This window comes from Dechloromonas sp. TW-R-39-2 (assembly GCF_016864195.1).
In the GTDB taxonomy this organism is placed as follows: Bacteria; Pseudomonadota; Gammaproteobacteria; order Burkholderiales; family Rhodocyclaceae; genus Azonexus.
In genome coordinates this window covers 382,241-402,050 of record NZ_CP045202.1, presented here as the reverse complement: position 1 = coordinate 402,050, position 19,810 = coordinate 382,241, and the positions used below count along the sequence as shown (strand labels likewise).

The window sequence follows — 19,810 nt, the reverse complement described above, 5'->3', positions numbered from 1 at the left end:
GCGGAATTATCCGCCTTTCTGGGGCTGCGGTCACTTACGCCAGAAAGCCGGGGTCAGCACCACTAGCAGGGTAAAGATTTCAAGACGCCCGAGCAGCATGGCAAAAATGCAGACCCAGGTCTGGAAATCCTCCAGCACTTCATAGGTTGTCGACGGACCAACCAGGCCAAGACCCGGCCCGGTATTGTTCACGCTGGCGACAATCGCAGTAAAAGCGGTAACGATGTCCAGCCCCGTGAAAGCGAGCACCAGGGTCAGCGACACAATGCTGACCATGTACATAAAGGCAAAGGCGAGCACTGCAAACAGGATAGGCTGCGATGCGACCTGGCCGCCGATCCGGATGTTGTACACCGCGCTCGGATGCATGGCTCGCAGCAATTCCCGATAGACCTGCTTGTAGAGCAGCAGGGCACGCATCATTTTGATGCCGCCCCCGGTCGACCCGGCGCTGGTGGCAAAACTGGACAGAAACAGCATCCACAGGGGCGCAAAAATGGGCCACAAGGCGAAATCGACGCTGGCAAAACCGGTCGTTGTGGCAATTGATACCAGATTGAAGGCGGCATGACGCATGGCCGTGTCAAGATCGGCGTAAATTCCGTCTTTCCAGATGTAGACCGCGACAACGAAAATACTGACCAGCGTCACACCGATAAACCAGCCGGCCTCCGGGTCCTGCAGATAGGGCCGCAGGGAACGGCCGCTGACGGCCAGGAACAGGGTGCCGAAATTCATCCCGGCAATCAGCATGAAGACAATTGCGACCGCTTCAATGGCCGGCGAATCAAAATAGCCGAAACTCGCATCGTGGGTTGAAAAACCGCCCAAACCCATCGTCGAAAAAGTGTGGCAAACCGCATCGAACCAGTTCATCCCGGCCAGACGGAAGGAGAGGCAACAGGCAACCGTCACGCCCAGATAAACCAGCCACAGCCCCTTGGCCGTTTCGGCAATGCGCGGCGTCATCTTGGCATCCTTCATCGGACCGGGTGTCTCGGCCTTGAACATTTGACGGCCGCCAATCCCGAGCAAAGGAAGCACGGCAATCGCCAGCACGATCAACCCCATGCCACCGACCCAGACCAACTGGTGACGCCACAGGTTGATCGACATCGGTAGCTGATCGATATTCGACAACACCGTCGATCCGGTCGTCGTCAAACCGGAGACGGTTTCGAAATAGGCGTCGGTATGGCTGATCCCGAGTTGGAGCATCAGCGGTATGGCAGCAAAGGCAGGCAGAACCGACCAGACCAGCACGACCATCAAAAATCCGTCACGAATGGTCAGTTCGCGTTTGCAATTGCGATAGCGATACCAGAGGAAAGCCCCGCTCAACATGGTCAAGCCAAAAGATTCGTCATATACCGCCTGCGCACCGTCATTGGTCGCATACGAGAGAATCAGCGGCGCCAGCATGGTCAGACCGAAAAGCATGATGATCATGCCCAGAGCACGGTAAACGGGGGCAAAGCGGGTCATGATCGCCCCTTAAAGAAAGCCGAAACTGACCTGGAAAAGCTTTTCGACCTTCTTGACCAGCTTTTTCCGGGTGCAGAAAACAATCACATGGTCATTTGCCTGAATCACCGTGTCGTGATGGGCGATCTCAACCTCGCCATGCCGGGTAATTGAAGTCCAGTCATCGGTCTGGCCAATCACCACCGCCTTGTCGAAATTGCGAACCAGGGCGGCAACGGTTACGCCGTGCGGCCAATCGATTTGGTCGATGCGACGACCGACGATCTTCGATGTGTTCGCATCGCCGTGCGCGACCAGCTCCAGGGCCTCCGCAGCACCGCGCCGCAAGGAGTGCACTTCCGCCACATCGCCCTGGCGCACATGGGCCAGCAAGGTACCGATCGATATCTGGGCGGGCGAGATTCCGATATCGATCGGGCCACCTTCGATCATTTCGGCATACGCCCGGCGATTGATCAGGGCAACCACCCGCTTGCAGCCCAGACGCTTGGCCAGGCTCCCCGCCATGATGTTGTCTTCATCATCGTTGGTCAGCGAGAGAAAGAGGTCCATTTCCGCAATGTTTTCCTGCTCGAGCAACTCCTCATCGGTCGCATCACCGAGCAGAACCAGCGTATTTTCAAGCTCATTGGCCAGAAGCTCGGCGCGCTCCGGGCGTCCTTCGATCAACTTGATTTCATAGCGCTTATCAAGCGCCTTGGCGACCCGCAGGCCGATATTGCCGCCCCCGGCAACCATGATCCGCTCAACCGGCGTCATCATCCGGCGCAATTGGCGCAAAACCGGACGGATATGCTCCGCAGCGGCCAGCAGAAAAACCTCGTCCCCCGCCTCGACAACCGTCTCGCCTTCCGGGAAAACCGCCTGATCGCGCCGGAAGATCGCTGCAATCCGGGCATCCATCCCGAAGGGTAGCAAAGCCTTCATCTGCTTGATCTGCTGACCGACAAGCAGGCCGCCTTCGTACGCCCTGACAGCAACCAGGCTGACCCGGCCCTTGGCAAAATTGAGTACCTGCAAGGCCTCGGGAAACTCGATCAGGCGCTGGATGTAATCGGTGATCACCTGTTCCGGGCAAAGCGCGAAGTCGACCGCGAAATTATCGGGCGAGAGCAAGGTGGCGTCTTCGAGAAAATCCCGCGAACGCAGGCGGGCAATCCGGGTGGGAATATTGAATACGCTTTGCGCCAGCTTGCAGGCAACCAGATTGCTCTGGTCGCTTTGAGTCAGCGCAATCACCATATCGGCATCCTCGGCACCGGCACTGCGCAAAACCGAAGGCGTCGCCGCATCGCCGACGACCGTGCGTAAATCGAGCCTATCCTGCAACTTGGCCAGGCGTGCCGCATTGCTATCGATCACCGTGATGTCGTTTTCTTCGGAAACCAGCCCTTCGGCCACACTGGCACCGACCTGGCCGGCCCCCAGAATGATGACTTTCATGCGTATCCCCCGCCCGACAGCGATTTATTCTTCGTTGCGCTTGCCCAGCTTGACGTCGAGTTGCTTCAGCTTGCGATACAGGTGCGTCCGCTCCAGCCCGGAACGCTCCGCCAGCTTGGTCATGTTGCCCCCTTCCAGACGCAGATGATGCTCGAAATACAGCTTTTCAAAGGCATCGCGCGCCTCGCGCAAAGGCTGATCGAGCAAGGGCAACAAGGAGGCAATTTCACGATTGCCGCCCTCCTCGCGTGGCATGACGCGACTCACGTCATCGGCCGAGATATCCTCTTCCAGCGCCGTCAGGGCGAGGTTGCGAACCAGGGCATAAAGATCGGTCCAACTGGCTTCCGGCAGGTTCTTCCAGGGCAGCGTGCGCAATGCGTTCAACGCACCGGTCGAAAAACGACGCGGCTGGACTTCACCGCGTTCGACAAAATTGGTTAACAGCAAACCGGCAATTTCCGGCAACTCATCGGCGTGCCCGGCCAGCGAGGGCATTGCCACCCAGACCTCGCCCAAACGGGCCAGCAATTTGCTGTCCCAACCAGACTCCGCGAGCGTACCGAGCGAACTGACCGTTGCAGCGACCAATTGCAAATTGAGCTTTTCAAGCCGGTCGACCGCGAAAGCCAGGTTCATCTGCTGCATTTTGCCGAGCACGGCCAGATCCGGCACAAACAGCACGCCGCCGCTGACTTTCTCGAGCATTTCCTGGGTCAGCGCACTGCTGACACCGGACAGATCGAGCCAAGGCGCACGCGGCGGCTGCAAGGTACGCGCGCAAATTTCAGCCATGCCCCCCGTCGCTCCCTTGAGCAGCAGGACCGATGCCTTGGCCGCAGCCTGCTCCAGCCGACGCTTGAACTCCTTGACGAAGGCGGAACGCCCGAATGCCTCCAGCGTCAGTGGCGGACGCAGCGGCGGGGAATCGTGCTTGAGTGCCTTTTGCACGGTCGACAACAGTTTTTGCAGCGCAATCGGTTTTTCGAGGAAATCGAAAGCACCGAAGCGAGTCGCTTCGACGGCCGTATCGATCGTGCCATGACCGGACATCATCACCACCGGCATGTTCAGATGACCTGCCGCGTGCCATTCCTTGAGCAGCGAAATACCGTCGGTGTCCGGCATCCAGATATCCAGAAGGACCAGATCCGGACGCAATTCGTTACGGATACTGCGCGCAGTCCCTGCATTTTCAGCCAGACGCACGTCATAGCCCTCGTCGATCAGGATTTCCGACAGTAGTTCGCGGATTCCGACTTCGTCATCAACGACCAGAATTATTGCCATGCTTGGCTTCCTCCTCCTTCACCAGGGGCAAGCGGATATCGATCCGTGCGCCGCCCTCGGGTGCATTGCTGATTTCAATGGTGCCCAGATGTTCTTCAACGATTTTCTTGACAATGGGCAGACCCAGGCCGGTACCGCGCGCCTTGGTCGTGACATAAGGTTCAAATATCCGTGGCAACAACTCTACCGGGAAACCCGGGCCATTGTCGCTGATTCGCAAGCAGGCATAGCGGCCGGCCGCTTCGGTCAGGATATGAATGATGCTGGCACCCCGCCCTTCGAGTGCATCTTCCGAATTGCGCAACAGATTGTGGATGATCTGGCGCAACTGGGTCGCATCGCCCAGCACCGGGGGCAGCGTATCGGACAGGGTTGTTTCGATTTCGGCTGACGAACTTTCGTAAAGCCCGAGCACTTCGCGAATCAGCTCATTCAGATCCAGCGAAGCCACTTCAGGGACCGGCAGCCGCGCATAGTCGCGGAAATCATCAACCATGCGCTTCATGGCCTGAACCTGGTTGATGATGGTCTGCGTGCCGCGCGCCAGCATATCGGCATCGCCATTGATCAACTTATCGGCCAGTTTGAACTGCAAGCGCTCAGCCGACAGCTGGATCGGTGTCAGCGGGTTCTTGATTTCGTGCGCCAGACGTCGCGCCACCTCGCCCCAGGCGGCACTGCGCTGGGCAGCGATGATTCGCGTCACATCGTCGAAAACGACGACATCGCCGCCGCCGCTGGCATCTGGCAGCCGTGACCCGCGCAGCAATAAAACCTGGGGCATGCCGTTCGGGCGCTCAAGTTCCACCTGCGCCTGCCATTCGATTTCTTCCGTCGCCGAGAAATGCTGGCGAATGAATTCACCCATCACGCTCTGGCGCGGCCACTGGGCAACCTCCTCGCCAATCAGGCCGACAAAATCGTCATTCAGGATGGTCAAGGCGCCTTCATTGACGGTGCGCAGAACGAAATGGCGATCAAAGACCAATACCCCGGCAGACAGGTTGGCCAGAATCGATTCAAGATAACCGCGCGCCGATTCCAGTTCTGCCCGATGGCGCTCGGTTTCGCGGCGCGCCTCATCGAGCTGGCGGGTCATCTGATTGAACGATTGCGTCAGGATCCCGAGTTCGTCGCCGCTGTAGATCGCCTGGCGTGGCGAGAAGTCGCCCTGCGCCACCGCCTGCGTCCCTTCGGCCAGAATATAAAGCGGCGCAGCCAGCCGGCGGGCCATCACGTAAGCCAGGGCGAAAGCACCAAAAAGCGCGACCAGCACGGTCAACGTCAACGTCAGGGCGTAAATCCGCGTCAGCCCTTCACGCGCCAGCTGTAATTCCTGGTAGTCGCGATATACGCCCTGGACGGCATCCGCATCCTGGGCCAGGCTGGGTGGTACCGAATGTGTCAGCTGCAGGATGCGCGGCTCTTCGAAAACATCGCGCGCCGCCACCGGAACCAGCACGCGCAAGTACAGCTTGCCGCCATCGCCCTCGACCGTCGCCACGGCACGCGAACTGCGCGCCTGCTTGAGTTGGGCCTGACTCGGCAAATCGGGCAGCAGGCTGCTCAGCTCGCTGGTTGCGCTGGACAGCAATTGCCCGCCCACGGAGAACAGCGCAGCCGACTGGACGCCTTTTTCCTCACGCAGGCGAAGCAATGCCGAGCGCCGCGAACTTTCCTGCAGGTCCGAAAGTTCAAGCGCCATGCTGCGTCCCTTGTCCGCCAAGTCGGCAAGCAATGAATCCAGTGCCGAACGACCGAGGTGCAGACCGGATTCAAGCGCTTTTTCAACACGGACATCGAACCAGCTTTCAATCGATCGCGTAACAAACTGGACCGAAACACCATAGACCAGCGCGCCGGGCAACACAGCGATGACACCAAACATCAACATCAGCCGCAGTTTCAGCCGGGCGCCAAAGACTTGTGCCCGGTAATCCCGCCACAGCGAACGTAACTGCCAGCCGACCAGGCCGAGCATGGCCAGGGCCAAAACGATGTTGAGCCCGATCAGCAGCGGATAATTGCGCGAAAAAATAACGGTATCGGCCGCCGTGGACATCAGCAGCAGGAACCAGACGATTCCACCGAGCGCAGCAGCAAATGCGCCGCCAGCAGCAAGCAGGCGCTTCACTTGGCCTCCACCGCAGGCAATGACGGTAGTACCAGCTGCCAGGTTTTCCAGTCCGAATTCAGGCTCCATTCCTTGTTGCCCAAGGCGCTGATCTGGAAAGGACGGGGTAGTTGGGTAATGTCGAGACGCAAGCGCAGCTCGGCCAAATAAGGGTCGCCGGCCCGCAGGGTGCGGATGTCATTGCGTTCGATGACCAGCCAGTTGCGCAGTCGCGACAAGACACGCAAGGCATCCGACAGGCTGGAAAACGACTGGTGCAAGCCGCCGGTAGACAAACGATATTGGCGGGTCAGCGCATGGTAGGAAAGTCGGTAAGTCTGGCTGCGGCTGACCAGCTTTTCGTCGAGCCAGTACCAGCGGCCCCGTGAAAGCTCGAAATCGACGACAAAATGGAGAACAACCCCCTTGGTCACCGCTTCTTCGAGGCGATTGTTCAGATCGAAAGCAAAATCTGCCGATAACGAATAGCCGTCATCGCCTGCAGCAAGTTGCGGGCTGCTGATCTCGACTTCTGCGGTCCACGCCAGAAAAGGCACGAAAACCAGAAGAAACAGCCAGCGGCGCAATTGCTCAGTCAATTTTTTCGAGCAGGCAGTAATAAAAACCATCATGTTCAGCAGTCGGCAACAGCTGCTCCTCGTGTCGGCAACGAGCCTTGGGCTGACGGCTCAGGAAACGTCCGATCTGACCCTTGTTTTCGGCAGGAAAGACCGAGCAGGTGACGTACAGTAATTTACCCCCCGGTCGAACAACCCGCCACAGGACGTCGAGGATGCGCGACTGGGTCGCAGCAAAGCTGGCGATGTCGGCTTCACGACGCAGCCACTTGGCATCCGGATTGCGTCGCACGACGCCGCTGGCCGTACAAGGTACGTCAGCCAGTACAGCATCGAACAATTCGTTGTTCCACCAGGTATCCAACTTGATGCAATCAGCCACCTGGATCGTGGCGGACAAGCCAAGACGGGCCAGATTTTCCTCGATGCGCCGGCAACGCGACGCTTTCAGGTCCAGCGCCAGCAAATCGAGTTCAGCCTGTTCGAGCAGATGTGCCGTCTTGCCCCCGGGCGCGGCACAGGCATCAAGCACACGACTGCCCGGCACTGGTGAAAGCAGGCTTGCCGCCCTCTGGGCGCCAGGGTCCTGGACCGAAAACAAGCCATCGGCAAAGCCCGGCAAACGCTCGACCGGCAAGGGTTTGGCAAGCGCCAAGCCAGCCTCACCAACAGCTTGCGAAACAATGCCTTCCGCCGTCAAACGTGCCTGATATTCATCTCGCCCGGAGCGCCGGAGATTGACGCGCAAAGCCATTGGCGGCGCTGAGTTGCCAGCTGCGACAATATTTTTCCATTCATCCGGATAGGCTGCCTGCAATTCGGCCAACCACCAATCCGGATGCTGTGAAAGTGCCAGTTCGTTCTGCGACAATTCGGCAAGCAGCGCTTCCTGCTGCCGCAAAAAGTTGCGCAACACGCCATTGACCAGCCCCTTGAAACGGCCTTCAACCAGTTCACCCGCCGCAACAACCGCTTGGTCGACAACGGTGTGCGCTGCATCCGGGCGGGTTTCCAGGCGATAAAAGGCGACCAGCAGCAAAGCCCGCACTTCCGGCACTTCGAGTGGCTTGCTCAGCAAACGGGCGAGAAAAAAATCACCCCTGCCATAGCTGCGCAAACTGCCATAAACCAGATCCTGAACAGCTGGCCGAGCCGCCGGATCAACCCGGGTGAGCAGGCCATCGGCCAGGCTCTGGCCGGCAAAGACGGCGGCATCGATGCGCGCAGCGCTGAGCAGCGCAAAAGCGAGGGAATTAAGCGGCAATGTAGACATAGGCTCCGATTATCGCACGCTGCATAATGCGGCAATGCCGAAACACCTGCTTATCCTCGTCTTTTTACTGATCAGCCCACTAGCCGAAGCCTGGAACGGGGCTGGCCACCGTTTGAGCGCCTTGATTGCCTGGCAACAGATGTCGGAAAAAACCCAAGGCGCGGTGAGTGAGGCGCTGGCCAGGCATCCCGACCATTCACGCTGGGCAGAAAAAGCCGGCACATCCGAAGCTGCCGCGATTTTTGCCGAAGCATCGACCTGGCCCGACGCTATCCGCAACGATCCGCGTTTCTACGACGAGGGCCGGCAATCCGCCACGCCGGCAATTCCCGGTCTGCCCGACAATGCACGCCACAAGCATTGGCACTACGTTGATCTGGATAAAAATGGCCAGCGGACCGAAGGTGAAATCGACCATCAAATCGACCGGCTCACCCAATTGCTGCGGTCGACCGCGAAAGCAGAGCAAATTAGCCATGCCCTGCCCTGGCTGATGCATCTGGTTGGCGACATTCACCAACCGCTCCACGTCGGCCATCACGATGACGAGGGCGGCACAAAGACGGAAATTGAAAACCCGCTCAACAGGCGCCAACCCTTTTCCTCCCTGCATGCCTACTGGGATGAGCTGCCCGGCCCTTCGTCATTGCGCGGGAAACGTCTTGAAAAATTTGCCGGCCGGCTGCTGGAAACATACCCCGCACCGAGCCAGGGAAACACGCTGCTCTGGCGCGATGAAAGCCATCGCCTGCTGGGCAGCGCTTACCCGCCAAACGGCAGCCTCTTGCCGGCCATTACGGAAAGTTTTGACGAACAAAGCCGGCACATCGCCAATCGCCGGATCACCGAAGCAGGTTATCGGCTTGGTCGCTTGCTGGAACGCATCTTTGCCGCACGGGTTTCACGTGAAACCCCCTAGAATCGAATCATGAATGGTTTGCACCTGATCGCCGACCTGCACCAGTGTCGCTGCGCCCCCGAGTTTCTGCTCGATGCCCCCGGACTCGAAACATTCTGTGTCGACGCCTGCACTCGCCACGGGCTCAGCGTCGTCGGCCGGTTTTTTCACCCGTTTCGCGATCAACAAGGCAATCCGGCCGGCGTAACCGGCACCGTCGTGCTGGCTGAATCACATCTGGCCATCCACACCTGGCCCGAGATCAACAGCGTGACCCTGGATGTTTATGTCTGCAACTTCAGCGGAGACAACAGCGAACGGGCACATGCCCTGTTCAGCCAAGTGATCGATGCGTTCAAACCAACGCACAGCGAAAAAAAAGAGGTGGCACGCGGCCACCTCGGTTGATTGCCAGGCGCAATCAGGCAGGCAGGTCGAAACGGTCGCCCACTTTGAGTGGATGCCCGGCCAGGAATTGCTGGACCGGCAAGCGCTTGCCACCTGCTTTTTGCAATTCCGAGACCGCCAAAGCCCCTTTGCCGCAGGCAACCACGATGGTGCTGCGGTCGACACTCAGGATTTGGCCGATTTCACCACTGCCGGCGACCGGTGCCGCCTGCCAGAGTTTGACCGTCTGTCCGCCGAAGACGGCTTGCGCACCTGGAAATGGGTTGAAGGCACGAATGTGCCGGTCCAGCTCAACAGCGTCTCTCGACCAGTCAATCAGGGCTTCGGCCTTTTCAATCTTGTGAGCATAAGTCACCCCTTCAGCAGGCTGTGGCTCGGCAGGCAAAGGCAGGCGGCCCAATGCCTCGACCACCAGTTTTGCCCCGAGATCAGCCAGTCGGTCGTGCAATGAAACCGTGGTATCGGTCGGTTCGACCGCAAAAGCACCACGCAACAACACCGGCCCGGTATCCAGCCCGGCCTCCATCTGCATGATGCAGACACCGGTTTCGGCGTCGCCGGCCAGCAATGCCCGCTGGATCGGCGCAGCTCCGCGCCAGCGCGGCAGCAAGGAGGCATGAATGTTGATGCAGCCATGGCGCGGCAAATCGAGTACCGACTGCGGCAGAATCAAGCCGTATGCGGCAACAACCATGACTTCGGCTTCAATGTCGGCGATTTTTTGCTGGGCAACCGGATCTTTCAGCGTGAGCGGCTGAAAAACCTCGATGCCGTGTTCCACCGCCAATTTCTTGACCGGCGAAGGTTGCAGGTTCATTCCCCGGCCAGCCGGACGGTCCGGCTGGGTCAAGACGAGCGCCACCTCATGTCCGGCCGCAATAATGGCCGCCAGGGCCTGCGCAGCAAACTCCGGTGTTCCGGCAAAAATCAGCTTCATGCCGTTACCCGCGCCTGTTTGGCCAGCTTGCCTTTGATGCGCGTCTGCTTGAGTTGCGAAAGGTGATCGACAAACACCTTGCCGTTGAGATGATCCAGTTCATGCTGAATACAGACAGCCAGCAAGCCATCGGCTTTCAACGAACATTTCTTGCCATCGAGATCGAGATAATCGACGGTGACATGCTCGGCCCGTTCGACCTTTTCATAGATACCGGGGACGGAAAGACAGCCCTCCTCACCCGTCTGACCGCCATCGCTTGCGGCGATACGCGGATTGACCAGAACCAGCAGATCGTTTTTCTCTTCCGAAATATCGATCACAACCAATTGCTTGTGTACATCGACCTGGGTTGCGGCCAAGCCGATACCGGGCGCTTCGTACATGGTTTCAGCCATGTCGGCAGCCAGTTTTCGGATGCTGCCATCAATGGTGGCAATGGGAACCGCGACTTTTTTCAGACGGGCATCGGGGAAACGCAAAATGGGTAGAAGTGCCATGAGAGAACCGGAATAAAAGCTTGATCGCTTAGGATATTACATGCAGAATCTCAAGTAATTTTCGAGATATGGAAACGGATTCGACCGTCGCTGTTCAGACAGTTCCGACTACTCCGCGTTCCACCGGCACGTGAGGTACGACATGGTTCGCATTATATCCGCGCTCATTCTGGCTGTGACGGCCGTCTGCGCATCTGCTGCCGAACCACTCACCCTGGTCGACAACCCGCCCGACCGCCATATCGTTGTCCCCGGCGACACACTCTGGGGAATTTCCGGCAAATTCCTCAAACAGCCCTGGCGCTGGCCCGATATCTGGCAAATGAACAAGGCCGAGGTCAAGAATCCGCACCGCATTTACCCCGGCGACATCATCATGCTCGACATGTCGAGCGGCAGTCCGCGGCTGAAAATCGGCAAACCGCTCAACCTCAAGGCTCAGCCCAAGGTTTATAGCGAAGCGGTTCAGCAGATCATCCCCAGCATTCCCTCGAATGTCATCGAACCTTTCATCTCCCAACCGCTGATCATTGAGCCGGGAGAAACCGAAAGCCCGATCCGTATCGTTGCCACGCAGGAAGACAGAATGTTCCTGGGCAATGGCGATGTTGCATTTGTGACCGGCATTCCGGACGCCAGCGTCGAAAAATGGAATGTCTTCCGCACCGGCAAACCCCTGAAGGATCCGGATACCGGCGAAGTCATCGCCCACGAAGCCTATTTCCTCGGCAATGCCCGCCTGGTTCAACCCGGAGAACCTGCGGTCATGCGCGTCACACTGGCCAAACAGGAAATCGGCCGTGGCGACCGCTTGTTGCCGGCGCCGCTCCCGGACATCATTGCCTACGTCCCGCATCGGCCGGAAAACGACGTCTCTGCAAAAATCATGTCGATTTACGGTGGCGTCAGCGAAGCGGGTGCCGGATCAGTCGTAACGCTCAATCGCGGCAAGAATGATTCGCTTGAAGTCGGGCATGTCCTCGCCCTCTTCCGCAAGCGTGTGTCTGTCGGCCTGGACGACAACGGCCGCCGTGTCCGCACACCGATTCCCGAAGAACGCTACGCACTGGCCTTCATCTTCCGGGTATTCGACCGGGTCGCCTACGCGCTTGTTGTCGAATCGTCGAAGGCCGTGATGATCGGTGACGCTGCCAAAAATCCGTGAAAAACACTGAAGGCCTAGCCGCCTGGTTGCGGCTGACCTTGATCCCCGGCATTGGCGGCGAGACGCAACGAAAGCTTCTCGCCGCTTTCGGTTTACCCGAAGCCATTTTTGCGGCCGGCCGGCTGGCAGTCCGTGCGGTCATCGGTCAGCGCGCAGACCTTCTTTTCGATTTTGACCCTTCAGAACAGGTCGACCGCAGCATTGCCTGGGCCAGCGAAGCGAACCAGCACATCCTGACATTGGCCGACCCGGCTTATCCGGCCACACTGCTTGAAATTGCCGACCCACCCAACGTCATCTACATCCGCGGCAATCCGGCATTACTCGCCAAACCGGGTCTGGCCATGGTCGGCAGCCGCAATGCCACGCCACAAGGCATGCAGACGGCCGAAAGCTTTGCCCGCACACTGGCGGGGAAAGGCTTGACCATCATCAGCGGACTGGCGCTTGGCATCGATGCGGCGGCACATCGTGGCGCCCTTGCGGCCGACGGCCAAACAGTTGCGGTTATCGGAACCGGGGCCGACCGGCTCTACCCGGCCCGCAACAAGGAACTGGCTCTCGCCATTGCCGACAAAGGCGCGATCATCTCCGAGTTCCCGCTGGGAACGCCCGCAATGGCCGCCAATTTCCCACGCCGGAACCGGATTATCTCGGGCCTGTCGCGAGGTGTGCTGGTTGTCGAGGCAGCACCGGAAAGTGGCTCCCTGATTACCGCCCGACTGGCCGGGGAGCAAGGCCGTGAAGTATTCGCCATTCCTGGCTCGATCCACTCGCCCGTTGCGCGCGGTTGCCACAAGTTGATCAAGCAGGGGGCCAAGCTGGTTGAGACGGCGCAGGATGTCTTCGAAGAACTGGGCAATATGGCGCAGCCGGAGCCGCTTCCCGAACTGATGATTGATCAGGATTCACCGCTCCTTGCAGCGCTTGGACATGATCCATGCAGCCTCGACGAACTCGGTGCCCGGACCGGTCTCCCGACCGATCAATTGCTCACCGCGCTACTGACGCTGGAGCTGACGGGACAACTGGCCACCCTGCCCGGCAATCGCTACCAGCGCATGAACTAATTCGCTGCATATATATAGATGGCTTGCCAAGCCGCTCGCCGCGCACTTATCATGCCCCGGCACTCATCAGGCAGAACCCATGACCAAAAAGCTAATCATCGCCGAAAAACCTTCTGTAGCAGCCGACATCGCCAAGGCGCTGGGAGGGTTTACCAAGCACGACGACTATTTCGAAAGCGACACGCACGTGATCTCGTCGGCCGTCGGCCATCTGCTCGAACTCTCTTGTCCTGAAGAATTCGAAGTCAAGCGCGGCAAATGGTCTTTTGCCCACTTGCCGGTCATTCCGCCGCACTTTGCGCTGAAGCCGATCGAAAAGACCGAGTCCCGCCTCAAGGTGCTCAACAAGCTGATCAAGCGCAAGGATGTCGAAAGCCTGATCAATGCATGTGACGCGGGGCGCGAAGGCGAGTTGATTTTCAACTACATCGCGCAGCACAGCAAAACCACCAAACCGATCCAGCGTCTCTGGCTGCAGTCGATGACCCAGGGCGCCATCCGCGACGGATTCACCCGTCTGCGCCACGGCAACGACATGCAGGGCCTGGGCGATGCCGCCGTCTGCCGTTCTGAATCCGACTGGCTGGTCGGGATCAACGGTACACGGGCGATGACCGCCTTCAATTCGAAAACCGGCGGTTTCCACCTGACCACCGTCGGCCGCGTACAAACACCGACACTGGCCATCGTCGTCGAGCGCGAAAAGAAAATCCGCGAATTCAAGCCACGCGACTACTGGGAAGTGGAAGCTGAATTCGCTGCCAAGGCCGGCAACTACAGCGGCAAGTGGTTCGACGAAGGCTTCAAGAAGGCGGATGACGAACACGCCCGTGCCGACCGCCTCTGGGAAGAAAAGCGAGCCGATGCGATCCGTGCAGCCACACTCGGCAAGCCCGGCATCGTCAGCGAAGAAGCCAAGCCGGAAACCCGTTTATCACCGCTACTCTTCGATTTGACAAGCCTTCAGCGCGAAGCGAACGCTCGCTTCGGCTTCTCGGCCAAGACCACGCTGTCAATCGCCCAGGCGCTCTACGAAAAGCACAAGGTCCTGACCTATCCGCGAACCGATTCGCGCTGCCTGCCGGAAGACTACCTGCCGACAGTCCGTGAAACACTGACCATCCTGACCGGCGAAGGTGCCGGCAAGGGTCACGACGAAGTGCTGCTCGCCCGTTATTCGCCGTTTGCCCATCAGATCCTGGCGCGCAACTGGGTACTGCCGAACAAGCGCATCTTCAACAACGCCAAGATCAGCGATCACTTCGCGATCATCCCGACACCGCAGGCACCGAAGAATCTCAACGAAGTCGAACAAAAGCTCTACGACTTCGTCGTGCGTCGCTTCCTCTCAGTCTTCTTCCCGGCCGCCGAATACCTAGTGACCACCCGCATCACCCGCGTCGAAGGCCATCCCTTCAAGACCGAAGGCAAGGTGCTGGTCAATCCGGGCTGGCTTGCCGTGCATGGCAAGGAAGGCCAGGAAGGCAGCGAAGGCAACCTCGTCGCGGTCGACAAGGATGAAAAGGTCAAAACCGAGGAAGTCACGGTCAAGGCCAACGAAACCAAGCCACCGCCGCGCTACTCGGAAGCTACCCTGCTCTCCGCCATGGAAGGCGCCGGCAAGATGGTCGACGACGAGGAACTCAAGGCGGCGATGGCCGGCCGTGGCCTCGGCACACCGGCGACGCGTGCCCAGATCATCGAAAACCTGATCGGCGAGCAGTACATGCTGCGCGAAGGCCGCGAGCTGACGCCGACCGCCAAGGCTTTCTCGCTGATGACGCTGTTGAACGGCCTCGGCATCAACGAACTGACCCAGCCGGAACTGACCGGCGACTGGGAATGGAAACTTGGCCGCATCGAAAAGGGCGAATTCACGCGCGACGAATTCATGCGCGAAATTGCCGAAATGACGCGCCACATGGTCGAACGCGCCAAAACCTTCGATAGCGATACGATTCCTGGCGATTTTGGTGTGTTGACCGCGAAATGCCCCCGTTGCGGCGGTGAAATTCGTGAAACCTACAAGAAATTCCAGTGCGGCGGCTGCGACTACTCGTTGTGGAAGATCGTTGCCGGCCGTCAGTTCGAACCGGCCGAAATCGATACCCTGATCAACGAAGGCCAGATTGGTCCGCTGACGGGTTTCCGCAACAAGATGGGCCGCACTTTTGCCGCAGCCATCAAGCTGAATGACAACAAGGAACCGGAATTCGACTTCGGCCAGGACAAGGCCGACGAAGCCAACAGCGAACCGGTCGACTTTTCAGCCCAGACAGCACTTGGCAAATGCCCGAAATGTACCGGCCAGGTCTACGATCATGGCGCCTCGTACGTCTGTGAAAAATCAGTCGGTCCCGACAAGAGTTGCGATTTCCGCTCCGGCAAGGTGATCCTGCAGCAACCGATCGATACCACGCAGATGTCCAAGCTGCTCAACGAAGGCAAGACCGAACTGCTCAAGGAGTTTGTCTCGAACCGGACGCGCCGTAAGTTCTCGGCCTATCTGGTCGCCAAGGATGGCAAGGTTGGCTTCGAGTTTGAGAAAAAAGTCGCCAAGCCGAAAGCCCCAGCCAAGAAAAAGGCCGCCGCGGCAGCAGACGAAGCCTGATCTGATTCGAGCATCGGTTGAAAAAAAACCTCGGTGAATCACCGAGGTTTTTTTATGCCGGAAAATCCTGCCCGGGTTTCACGTGAAACGCTCAGCGAACAGCCGTTACACCGGGTAACTGACAAGACAGCACCGCAGCACGCACGGCATCGATGGCCTGCGGGCGCGGAAAAGTGACACGCCAGACCAGGCCGACAGTACGTGAAGGCTGAGCCCCTTCAAAAGGTAAAACGGCAACCATCGCTTCCTTTTCCTTCAGCGGGTCGGCTGCAGTACAAGGCATGACTGCCAGCCCGGCTCCGCTCGCCACCATGTAACGGATGGTTTCCAGAGAACTGCCTTCGATCGAATGTTCAAGCGCATCGGGCGCCGTCAGCCGAGGGCAGGATTCAAGCACCTGATCACGGAAGCAATTGCCCTGCCCAAGCAGCAACATGCTCTGGCCGTCGAGTTCATCCGCCTGAACGGACTGACGCCCAGACCACGGGTGAGCAGACGGCACAACAACCCGGAACGGTTCTTCATAAACCGGCTGGGCGACCAGCCCGGTTTCGGCCAGTGGCAAGGCAATCACGATGACATCCAGCTCACCGGCCTTGAGGGCGGGAATCAGGTTTTCAGTGAAGTCTTCCTTGAGGAAGAGAGGCATGGCCGGCGCATGCCGATGCAAGGCGGGAATCAGCTGAGGCAGCAGATAAGGAGCGATGGTGTAAATCACGCCGACGCGTAGCGGGCCGCTCATCGGGTCTCGACCGGAGCCGGCGATTTCCTCGAGCCGCACGGCCTCTTCAAGCACACGCCGGGCTTGTGCAACGATGCGCTCACCCAGCGGCGTGATACGGACATCCGAGGCACCCCGTTCGAAAAGTGGCGCCCCCAGTTGCCCTTCAACCTTCTTCAAAGCAACCGACAAGGTCGGCTGGCTGACATGGCAGGCGTCTGCCGCCTTGCCGAAATGGCGCTCACGGGCGAGCGCCACGATGTAGCGCATTTCGGTCAGGGTCACTTGGAATAGCCCAGTTTTTGCAGGTCGACCGCGGTCAACCAGCGCCACTCGCCGGGTTTCAGATCATCCGGCAAGGTCAGCTCACCCAAGGATTCGCGATGCAGCGCCTCGACCCGATTACCGGCCGCAGCGACCATGCGCTTGACCTGATGGTACTTGCCGCTGGTCAGCGTCAGGCGCAACAGGTGCTCGCCGGCAATTTCAGCGGCCGAGGCGGCAATCGGCTCAGGCTCATCATTCAACAGCACACCGGCCAGCAAGGCATCGATCAGCGCCTGATCGACAGGATGTTTGGTCGTCGCCAGGTAAACCTTCGGCACCTTGCGCTTGGCGGAAGATAAAACGTGGTTGAGCTGGCCATCATCAGTAATCAACAGCAGACCGGTCGTATCTTCATCGAGCCGGCCAATCGGCTGGACATCACGCTCACGCAATTGAACCGGAAGCAGGGTCAGCACACTGGGATGATGCAGCGGCTTGCGCGAACACTCGTAGCCGACCGGCTTGTTGAGAATCACGCTGGCGAATTCAGCATAAGGCCAATCCACGCCATCGACGGTAAAAACCAGTCCCTGGGTTTCAATCTCGGCGAAAGGATCGTCACAAATCTGACCGTTGACCGCGACACGTTCGTGGCGGATAAGCGCCCGGCAGCCCTTGCGAGTGCCGAAGCCATGTTTTTGGAGGAGTCGTTCTAGTTGCATGGCGGGAATGCTAACATCCAGCCATGAATTTCGAACATCTCATCCAGATCAACGACCCGGAAAACCCGCTGGTCGACACCTTGAGCCGCGACCAGCTCTGGCAGGGCCTGCTGCAACGCGTTGAAAACCCCATCCCCTTCCTGCCGGGACTTGAGTCCTCAAGCATTCTCGAACGCCATGGCAATACGTTGCTGCGCGAACTCGATTTCGGGCCGGCGACGATCCAGGACCGCGTCACGATCACGCCGGGAACAGCCGTCCGCTTCGACATCCTGCCCTCCGAAGCCCATGCCGGCGGCAGCCTGACGATCACCATCGAAGAGCCTGAACCGGATTTTCTCTTCCTCCGCTTTGCCTACGAAACGACCCTCGCGATCGATCCCAACTCGGAAGATCGGGCCTATATCGACTATGTCAAATCGGCTTACCACCAGTCCGATGTCGATTGCGTACGGCTGATCCGGATGTTTGCTGCCGGCGTAACACTCCAGTAAATCGCAAACAAAAAGGCCGGTCGCATGCTGCGCCGGCCTTTTGCGGTCTACCCGCCGAAATCGGAGGAAACGATTGCTTAATTAACGCCCTGGCTGGCCAGGTAATCCTCGTAACCGCCGAGGTAATCAACAATCCGGCCATCGTTCTTGACTTCCAGAACGCGGGTCGACAGCGACGAAACGAACTCGCGATCGTGCGAGACGAAGATCATCGTACCCGGGAATTTTTCCAGGCCGCTGTTCAACGCCTCGATCGATTCCATATCCAGGTGATTGGTCGGCTCGTCCATAACCAGCACGTTATGCTTGGACAGCATCAACTTGCCGAACAGCATGCGGCCCTGTTCGCCCCCGGAAATCACATTTACCGGCTTCTTGACGTCGTCGCCGGAGAATAAAAGACGGCCGAGCGTGCCGCGAATCAGGGTTTCCAGATCGCCGCCATCTTCAATCGTGGCGCGGGCATAACCGGCAATCCATTCGGTCAAGTTCTCTTCCGACTTGAAGGCTTCGCTGTGATCCTGCGCGTAATAGCCCGGATTGGCCTTTTCAGCCCACTTCAGCGTGCCAAACTGCGGCTGCAGCTCGCCCATCAGCAATTTCAGGAAGGTCGTCTTGCCGACGCCGTTTTCACCGATCACGGCGATTTTTTCACCGGCATTGATGGTCAGCGTCAGGTTGTTAAAAATCTTGCGCTCGCTGCCTTCGTAGGTGAAGGAGAGATTCTCGATCTCGACGGCCTGGCGGTGCAGCTTGGCCTTCTCGTCGTAATCGAAGCGGATCCACGGGTACTGGCGCGATGACGGCTTGACGTCTTCCGGCTTGAGCTTGTCGATCAGCTTCATCCGGGAAGTCGCCTGCTTGGCCTTGGAGGCATTGGCCGAGAAGCGGCGGACGAAGGTCTGCAGTTCGGCGATACGTTCCTTGGCCTTGGCGTTGGCGTTCTGCTGACGCTCGCGGGCTTGCTGCGCGGCTTCCATGAAGTCGTCGTAGTTGCCGGCGTAGGTCGTGATCTTGCCGTAGTCCAGGTCGGCCATGTGGGTACAGACCTGGTTCAGGAAGTGACGATCGTGGGAGATGATGATCATCGTCGACTCACGAGCATTGAGGATGTCTTCCAGCCAGCGGATGGTGTTGATGTCGAGGTTGTTGGTCGGTTCGTCGAGCAGCAGGATGTCCGGATTGGCGAACAGCGCTTGGCAGAGCAGCACACGCAGCTTCCAGCCGGGTGCCACTTCGCTCATCGGGCCATTGTGCTGGCTGGTCGGGATACCGACACCGAGCAGCAGCTCGCCGGCACGGGATTCGGCGGTGTAACCGTCGTATTCGCCGACCTTGCCTTCAAGCTCGGCGGCCTTCATGTAGTCGTCTTCGGTCGCTTCCGGGTTGGCGTAGATCGCGTCACGCTCCTGGATCGCTGTCCAGAGTTCCTCGTGGCCGGCCATCACCACATCGAGGACACGCATGTCTTCGTAGGCAAACTGGTCCTGTTTCAGGTAAGCCATGCGCTCATGCTTCTCTTTCGAGACATTGCCGGCCGACGGCTCGAGTGCGCCACACAGAATCTTCATGAAGGTCGATTTGCCGGCACCGTTGGCACCGATCAGGCCGTAGCGATAGCCTTCGCCAAATTTGACATTAACGTTTTCAAACAGGGGTTTGACCCCGAACTGCATGGTGATATTGGCGGCGACAAGCACGGCGATTCCGATCTGCGAATTGGCGTAAAACAAACGGTAAAACAAGGGGTCGAATTTTACCTGTTTTCAAGGAGTTGACCGCAGCAAAGGCGGATTTTTGCTGCACTGCGGTGTAAGATTTGCGGCCACAAGAAA

The 19,810-nt window shown here is 58.7% G+C and carries 17 protein-coding genes; 6 read left to right on the top strand and 11 right to left on the bottom strand.

The window, feature by feature from the left end; genetic code table 11:
- Window positions 1-30: 30 nt before the first annotated feature.
- From GBK02_RS01950 to rsmB, 6 genes are read right to left on the bottom strand one after another with little or no spacing between them, the layout of a single operon-like run.
- The gene (locus GBK02_RS01950) at window positions 31-1,485 is read right to left on the bottom strand and encodes a TrkH family potassium uptake protein (RefSeq protein WP_203468104.1); all 1,455 of its coding nucleotides are present in this window, start codon (window positions 1,483-1,485) and stop codon (window positions 31-33) included.
- Between the two features lie 9 nt (window positions 1,486-1,494).
- A complete protein-coding gene (gene trkA, locus GBK02_RS01945; protein ID WP_203468103.1) occupies window positions 1,495-2,928 on the bottom strand; it encodes a Trk system potassium transporter TrkA in 1,434 nt (477 codons plus the stop codon).
- Window positions 2,929-2,952: 24 nt separating this feature from the next.
- Window positions 2,953-4,218 (bottom strand): sigma-54 dependent transcriptional regulator, encoded by a 1,266-nt coding sequence (locus tag GBK02_RS01940; protein ID WP_203468102.1) that lies wholly within the window; start codon window positions 4,216-4,218, stop codon window positions 2,953-2,955.
- Entirely contained in the window at window positions 4,196-6,352 is a 2,157-nt protein-coding gene (locus GBK02_RS01935; RefSeq protein WP_239003128.1) for an ATP-binding protein, read from the bottom strand. The genes GBK02_RS01940 and GBK02_RS01935 overlap by 23 nt, the downstream gene beginning before the upstream one ends.
- A complete protein-coding gene (locus GBK02_RS01930) occupies window positions 6,349-6,930 on the bottom strand; it encodes a DUF4390 domain-containing protein (RefSeq protein ID WP_239003126.1) in 582 nt (193 codons plus the stop codon). Before GBK02_RS01930 ends, GBK02_RS01935 begins: the two co-directional genes overlap by 4 nt.
- Window positions 6,923-8,182: a 16S rRNA (cytosine(967)-C(5))-methyltransferase RsmB gene (gene rsmB / locus GBK02_RS01925; RefSeq protein ID WP_203468100.1), complete on the bottom strand. Its 1,260-nt coding sequence runs from the start codon at window positions 8,180-8,182 to the stop codon at window positions 6,923-6,925. The genes GBK02_RS01930 and rsmB overlap by 8 nt, the downstream gene beginning before the upstream one ends.
- 34 nt (window positions 8,183-8,216) lie before the next feature.
- Here rsmB and GBK02_RS01920 point away from each other — a divergent pair, with 34 nt between their 5' ends.
- Window positions 8,217-9,101: a S1/P1 nuclease gene (locus GBK02_RS01920; RefSeq protein ID WP_203468099.1), complete on the top strand. Its 885-nt coding sequence runs from the start codon at window positions 8,217-8,219 to the stop codon at window positions 9,099-9,101.
- Between the two features lie 9 nt (window positions 9,102-9,110).
- Window positions 9,111-9,488 (top strand): adenosylmethionine decarboxylase, encoded by a 378-nt coding sequence (gene speD / locus GBK02_RS01915; RefSeq protein WP_203468098.1) that lies wholly within the window; start codon window positions 9,111-9,113, stop codon window positions 9,486-9,488.
- Between the two features lie 13 nt (window positions 9,489-9,501).
- Here speD and fmt read toward each other — a convergent pair whose 3' ends face one another.
- Window positions 9,502-10,425 carry a methionyl-tRNA formyltransferase gene (fmt, locus tag GBK02_RS01910; RefSeq protein ID WP_203468097.1) on the bottom strand — a complete coding sequence of 308 codons (924 nt, stop codon included), beginning with the start codon at window positions 10,423-10,425 and terminating at the stop codon, window positions 9,502-9,504.
- Window positions 10,422-10,925 (bottom strand): peptide deformylase, encoded by a 504-nt coding sequence (gene def, locus GBK02_RS01905; RefSeq protein WP_203468096.1) that lies wholly within the window; start codon window positions 10,923-10,925, stop codon window positions 10,422-10,424. The genes fmt and def overlap by 4 nt, the downstream gene beginning before the upstream one ends.
- 142 nt (window positions 10,926-11,067) lie before the next feature.
- Here def and GBK02_RS01900 point away from each other — a divergent pair, with 142 nt between their 5' ends.
- From GBK02_RS01900 to GBK02_RS01890, 3 genes are all read left to right on the top strand, one after another.
- Complete coding sequence (locus GBK02_RS01900) at window positions 11,068-12,090, top strand: LysM peptidoglycan-binding domain-containing protein (RefSeq protein ID WP_203468095.1); 1,023 nt, start codon at window positions 11,068-11,070, stop codon at window positions 12,088-12,090.
- Window positions 12,087-13,160, top strand: a complete 1,074-nt coding sequence (gene dprA, locus GBK02_RS01895) for a DNA-processing protein DprA (protein WP_203468094.1) — start codon at window positions 12,087-12,089, stop codon at window positions 13,158-13,160. Before GBK02_RS01900 ends, dprA begins: the two co-directional genes overlap by 4 nt.
- A gap of 79 nt (window positions 13,161-13,239) precedes the next feature.
- On the top strand, window positions 13,240-15,771 hold the full coding sequence (locus GBK02_RS01890) for a DNA topoisomerase III (protein ID WP_203468093.1): 2,532 nt from the start codon (window positions 13,240-13,242) through the stop codon (window positions 15,769-15,771).
- Between the two features lie 91 nt (window positions 15,772-15,862).
- Here the strand turns inward: GBK02_RS01890 and GBK02_RS01885 are convergent, their stop codons facing one another.
- The gene (locus tag GBK02_RS01885; protein WP_203468092.1) at window positions 15,863-16,777 is read right to left on the bottom strand and encodes a hydrogen peroxide-inducible genes activator; all 915 of its coding nucleotides are present in this window, start codon (window positions 16,775-16,777) and stop codon (window positions 15,863-15,865) included.
- Window positions 16,774-17,481, bottom strand: coding sequence for a pseudouridine synthase (locus GBK02_RS01880; RefSeq protein ID WP_203468091.1), 708 nt, complete (start codon window positions 17,479-17,481; stop codon window positions 16,774-16,776). The genes GBK02_RS01885 and GBK02_RS01880 overlap by 4 nt, the downstream gene beginning before the upstream one ends.
- Before the next feature lie 23 nt (window positions 17,482-17,504).
- On the opposite strand from GBK02_RS01880, the gene GBK02_RS01875 reads away from it, so the two are divergent.
- A complete protein-coding gene (locus GBK02_RS01875; RefSeq protein ID WP_203468090.1) occupies window positions 17,505-17,975 on the top strand; it encodes an SRPBCC family protein in 471 nt (156 codons plus the stop codon).
- A gap of 77 nt (window positions 17,976-18,052) precedes the next feature.
- Here GBK02_RS01875 and GBK02_RS01870 read toward each other — a convergent pair whose 3' ends face one another.
- Window positions 18,053-19,675 (bottom strand): ABC-F family ATPase, encoded by a 1,623-nt coding sequence (locus GBK02_RS01870; protein WP_203468089.1) that lies wholly within the window; start codon window positions 19,673-19,675, stop codon window positions 18,053-18,055.
- Between the last annotated feature and the right edge of the window lie 135 nt (window positions 19,676-19,810).

Excerpts from the sequence above, each read along its gene's own strand:
- GBK02_RS01950 (WP_203468104.1), bottom strand. The coding sequence starts at position 1,485 with ATGACCCGCTTTGCCCCCGTTTACCGTGCTCTGGGCATGATCATCATG.
- trkA (WP_203468103.1), bottom strand. The coding sequence starts at position 2,928 with ATGAAAGTCATCATTCTGGGGGCCGGCCAGGTCGGTGCCAGTGTGGCC.
- GBK02_RS01940 (WP_203468102.1), bottom strand. The coding sequence starts at position 4,218 with ATGGCAATAATTCTGGTCGTTGATGACGAAGTCGGAATCCGCGAACTA.
- rsmB (WP_203468100.1), bottom strand. The coding sequence starts at position 8,182 with ATGTCTACATTGCCGCTTAATTCCCTCGCTTTTGCGCTGCTCAGCGCT.
- GBK02_RS01920 (WP_203468099.1), top strand. The coding sequence starts at position 8,217 with ATGCCGAAACACCTGCTTATCCTCGTCTTTTTACTGATCAGCCCACTA.
- speD (WP_203468098.1), top strand. The coding sequence starts at position 9,111 with ATGAATGGTTTGCACCTGATCGCCGACCTGCACCAGTGTCGCTGCGCC.
- fmt (WP_203468097.1), bottom strand. The coding sequence starts at position 10,425 with ATGAAGCTGATTTTTGCCGGAACACCGGAGTTTGCTGCGCAGGCCCTG.
- def (WP_203468096.1), bottom strand. The coding sequence starts at position 10,925 with ATGGCACTTCTACCCATTTTGCGTTTCCCCGATGCCCGTCTGAAAAAA.
- GBK02_RS01900 (WP_203468095.1), top strand. The coding sequence starts at position 11,068 with ATGGTTCGCATTATATCCGCGCTCATTCTGGCTGTGACGGCCGTCTGC.
- GBK02_RS01890 (WP_203468093.1), top strand. The coding sequence starts at position 13,240 with ATGACCAAAAAGCTAATCATCGCCGAAAAACCTTCTGTAGCAGCCGAC.
- GBK02_RS01880 (WP_203468091.1), bottom strand. The coding sequence starts at position 17,481 with ATGCAACTAGAACGACTCCTCCAAAAACATGGCTTCGGCACTCGCAAG.
- GBK02_RS01875 (WP_203468090.1), top strand. The coding sequence starts at position 17,505 with ATGAATTTCGAACATCTCATCCAGATCAACGACCCGGAAAACCCGCTG.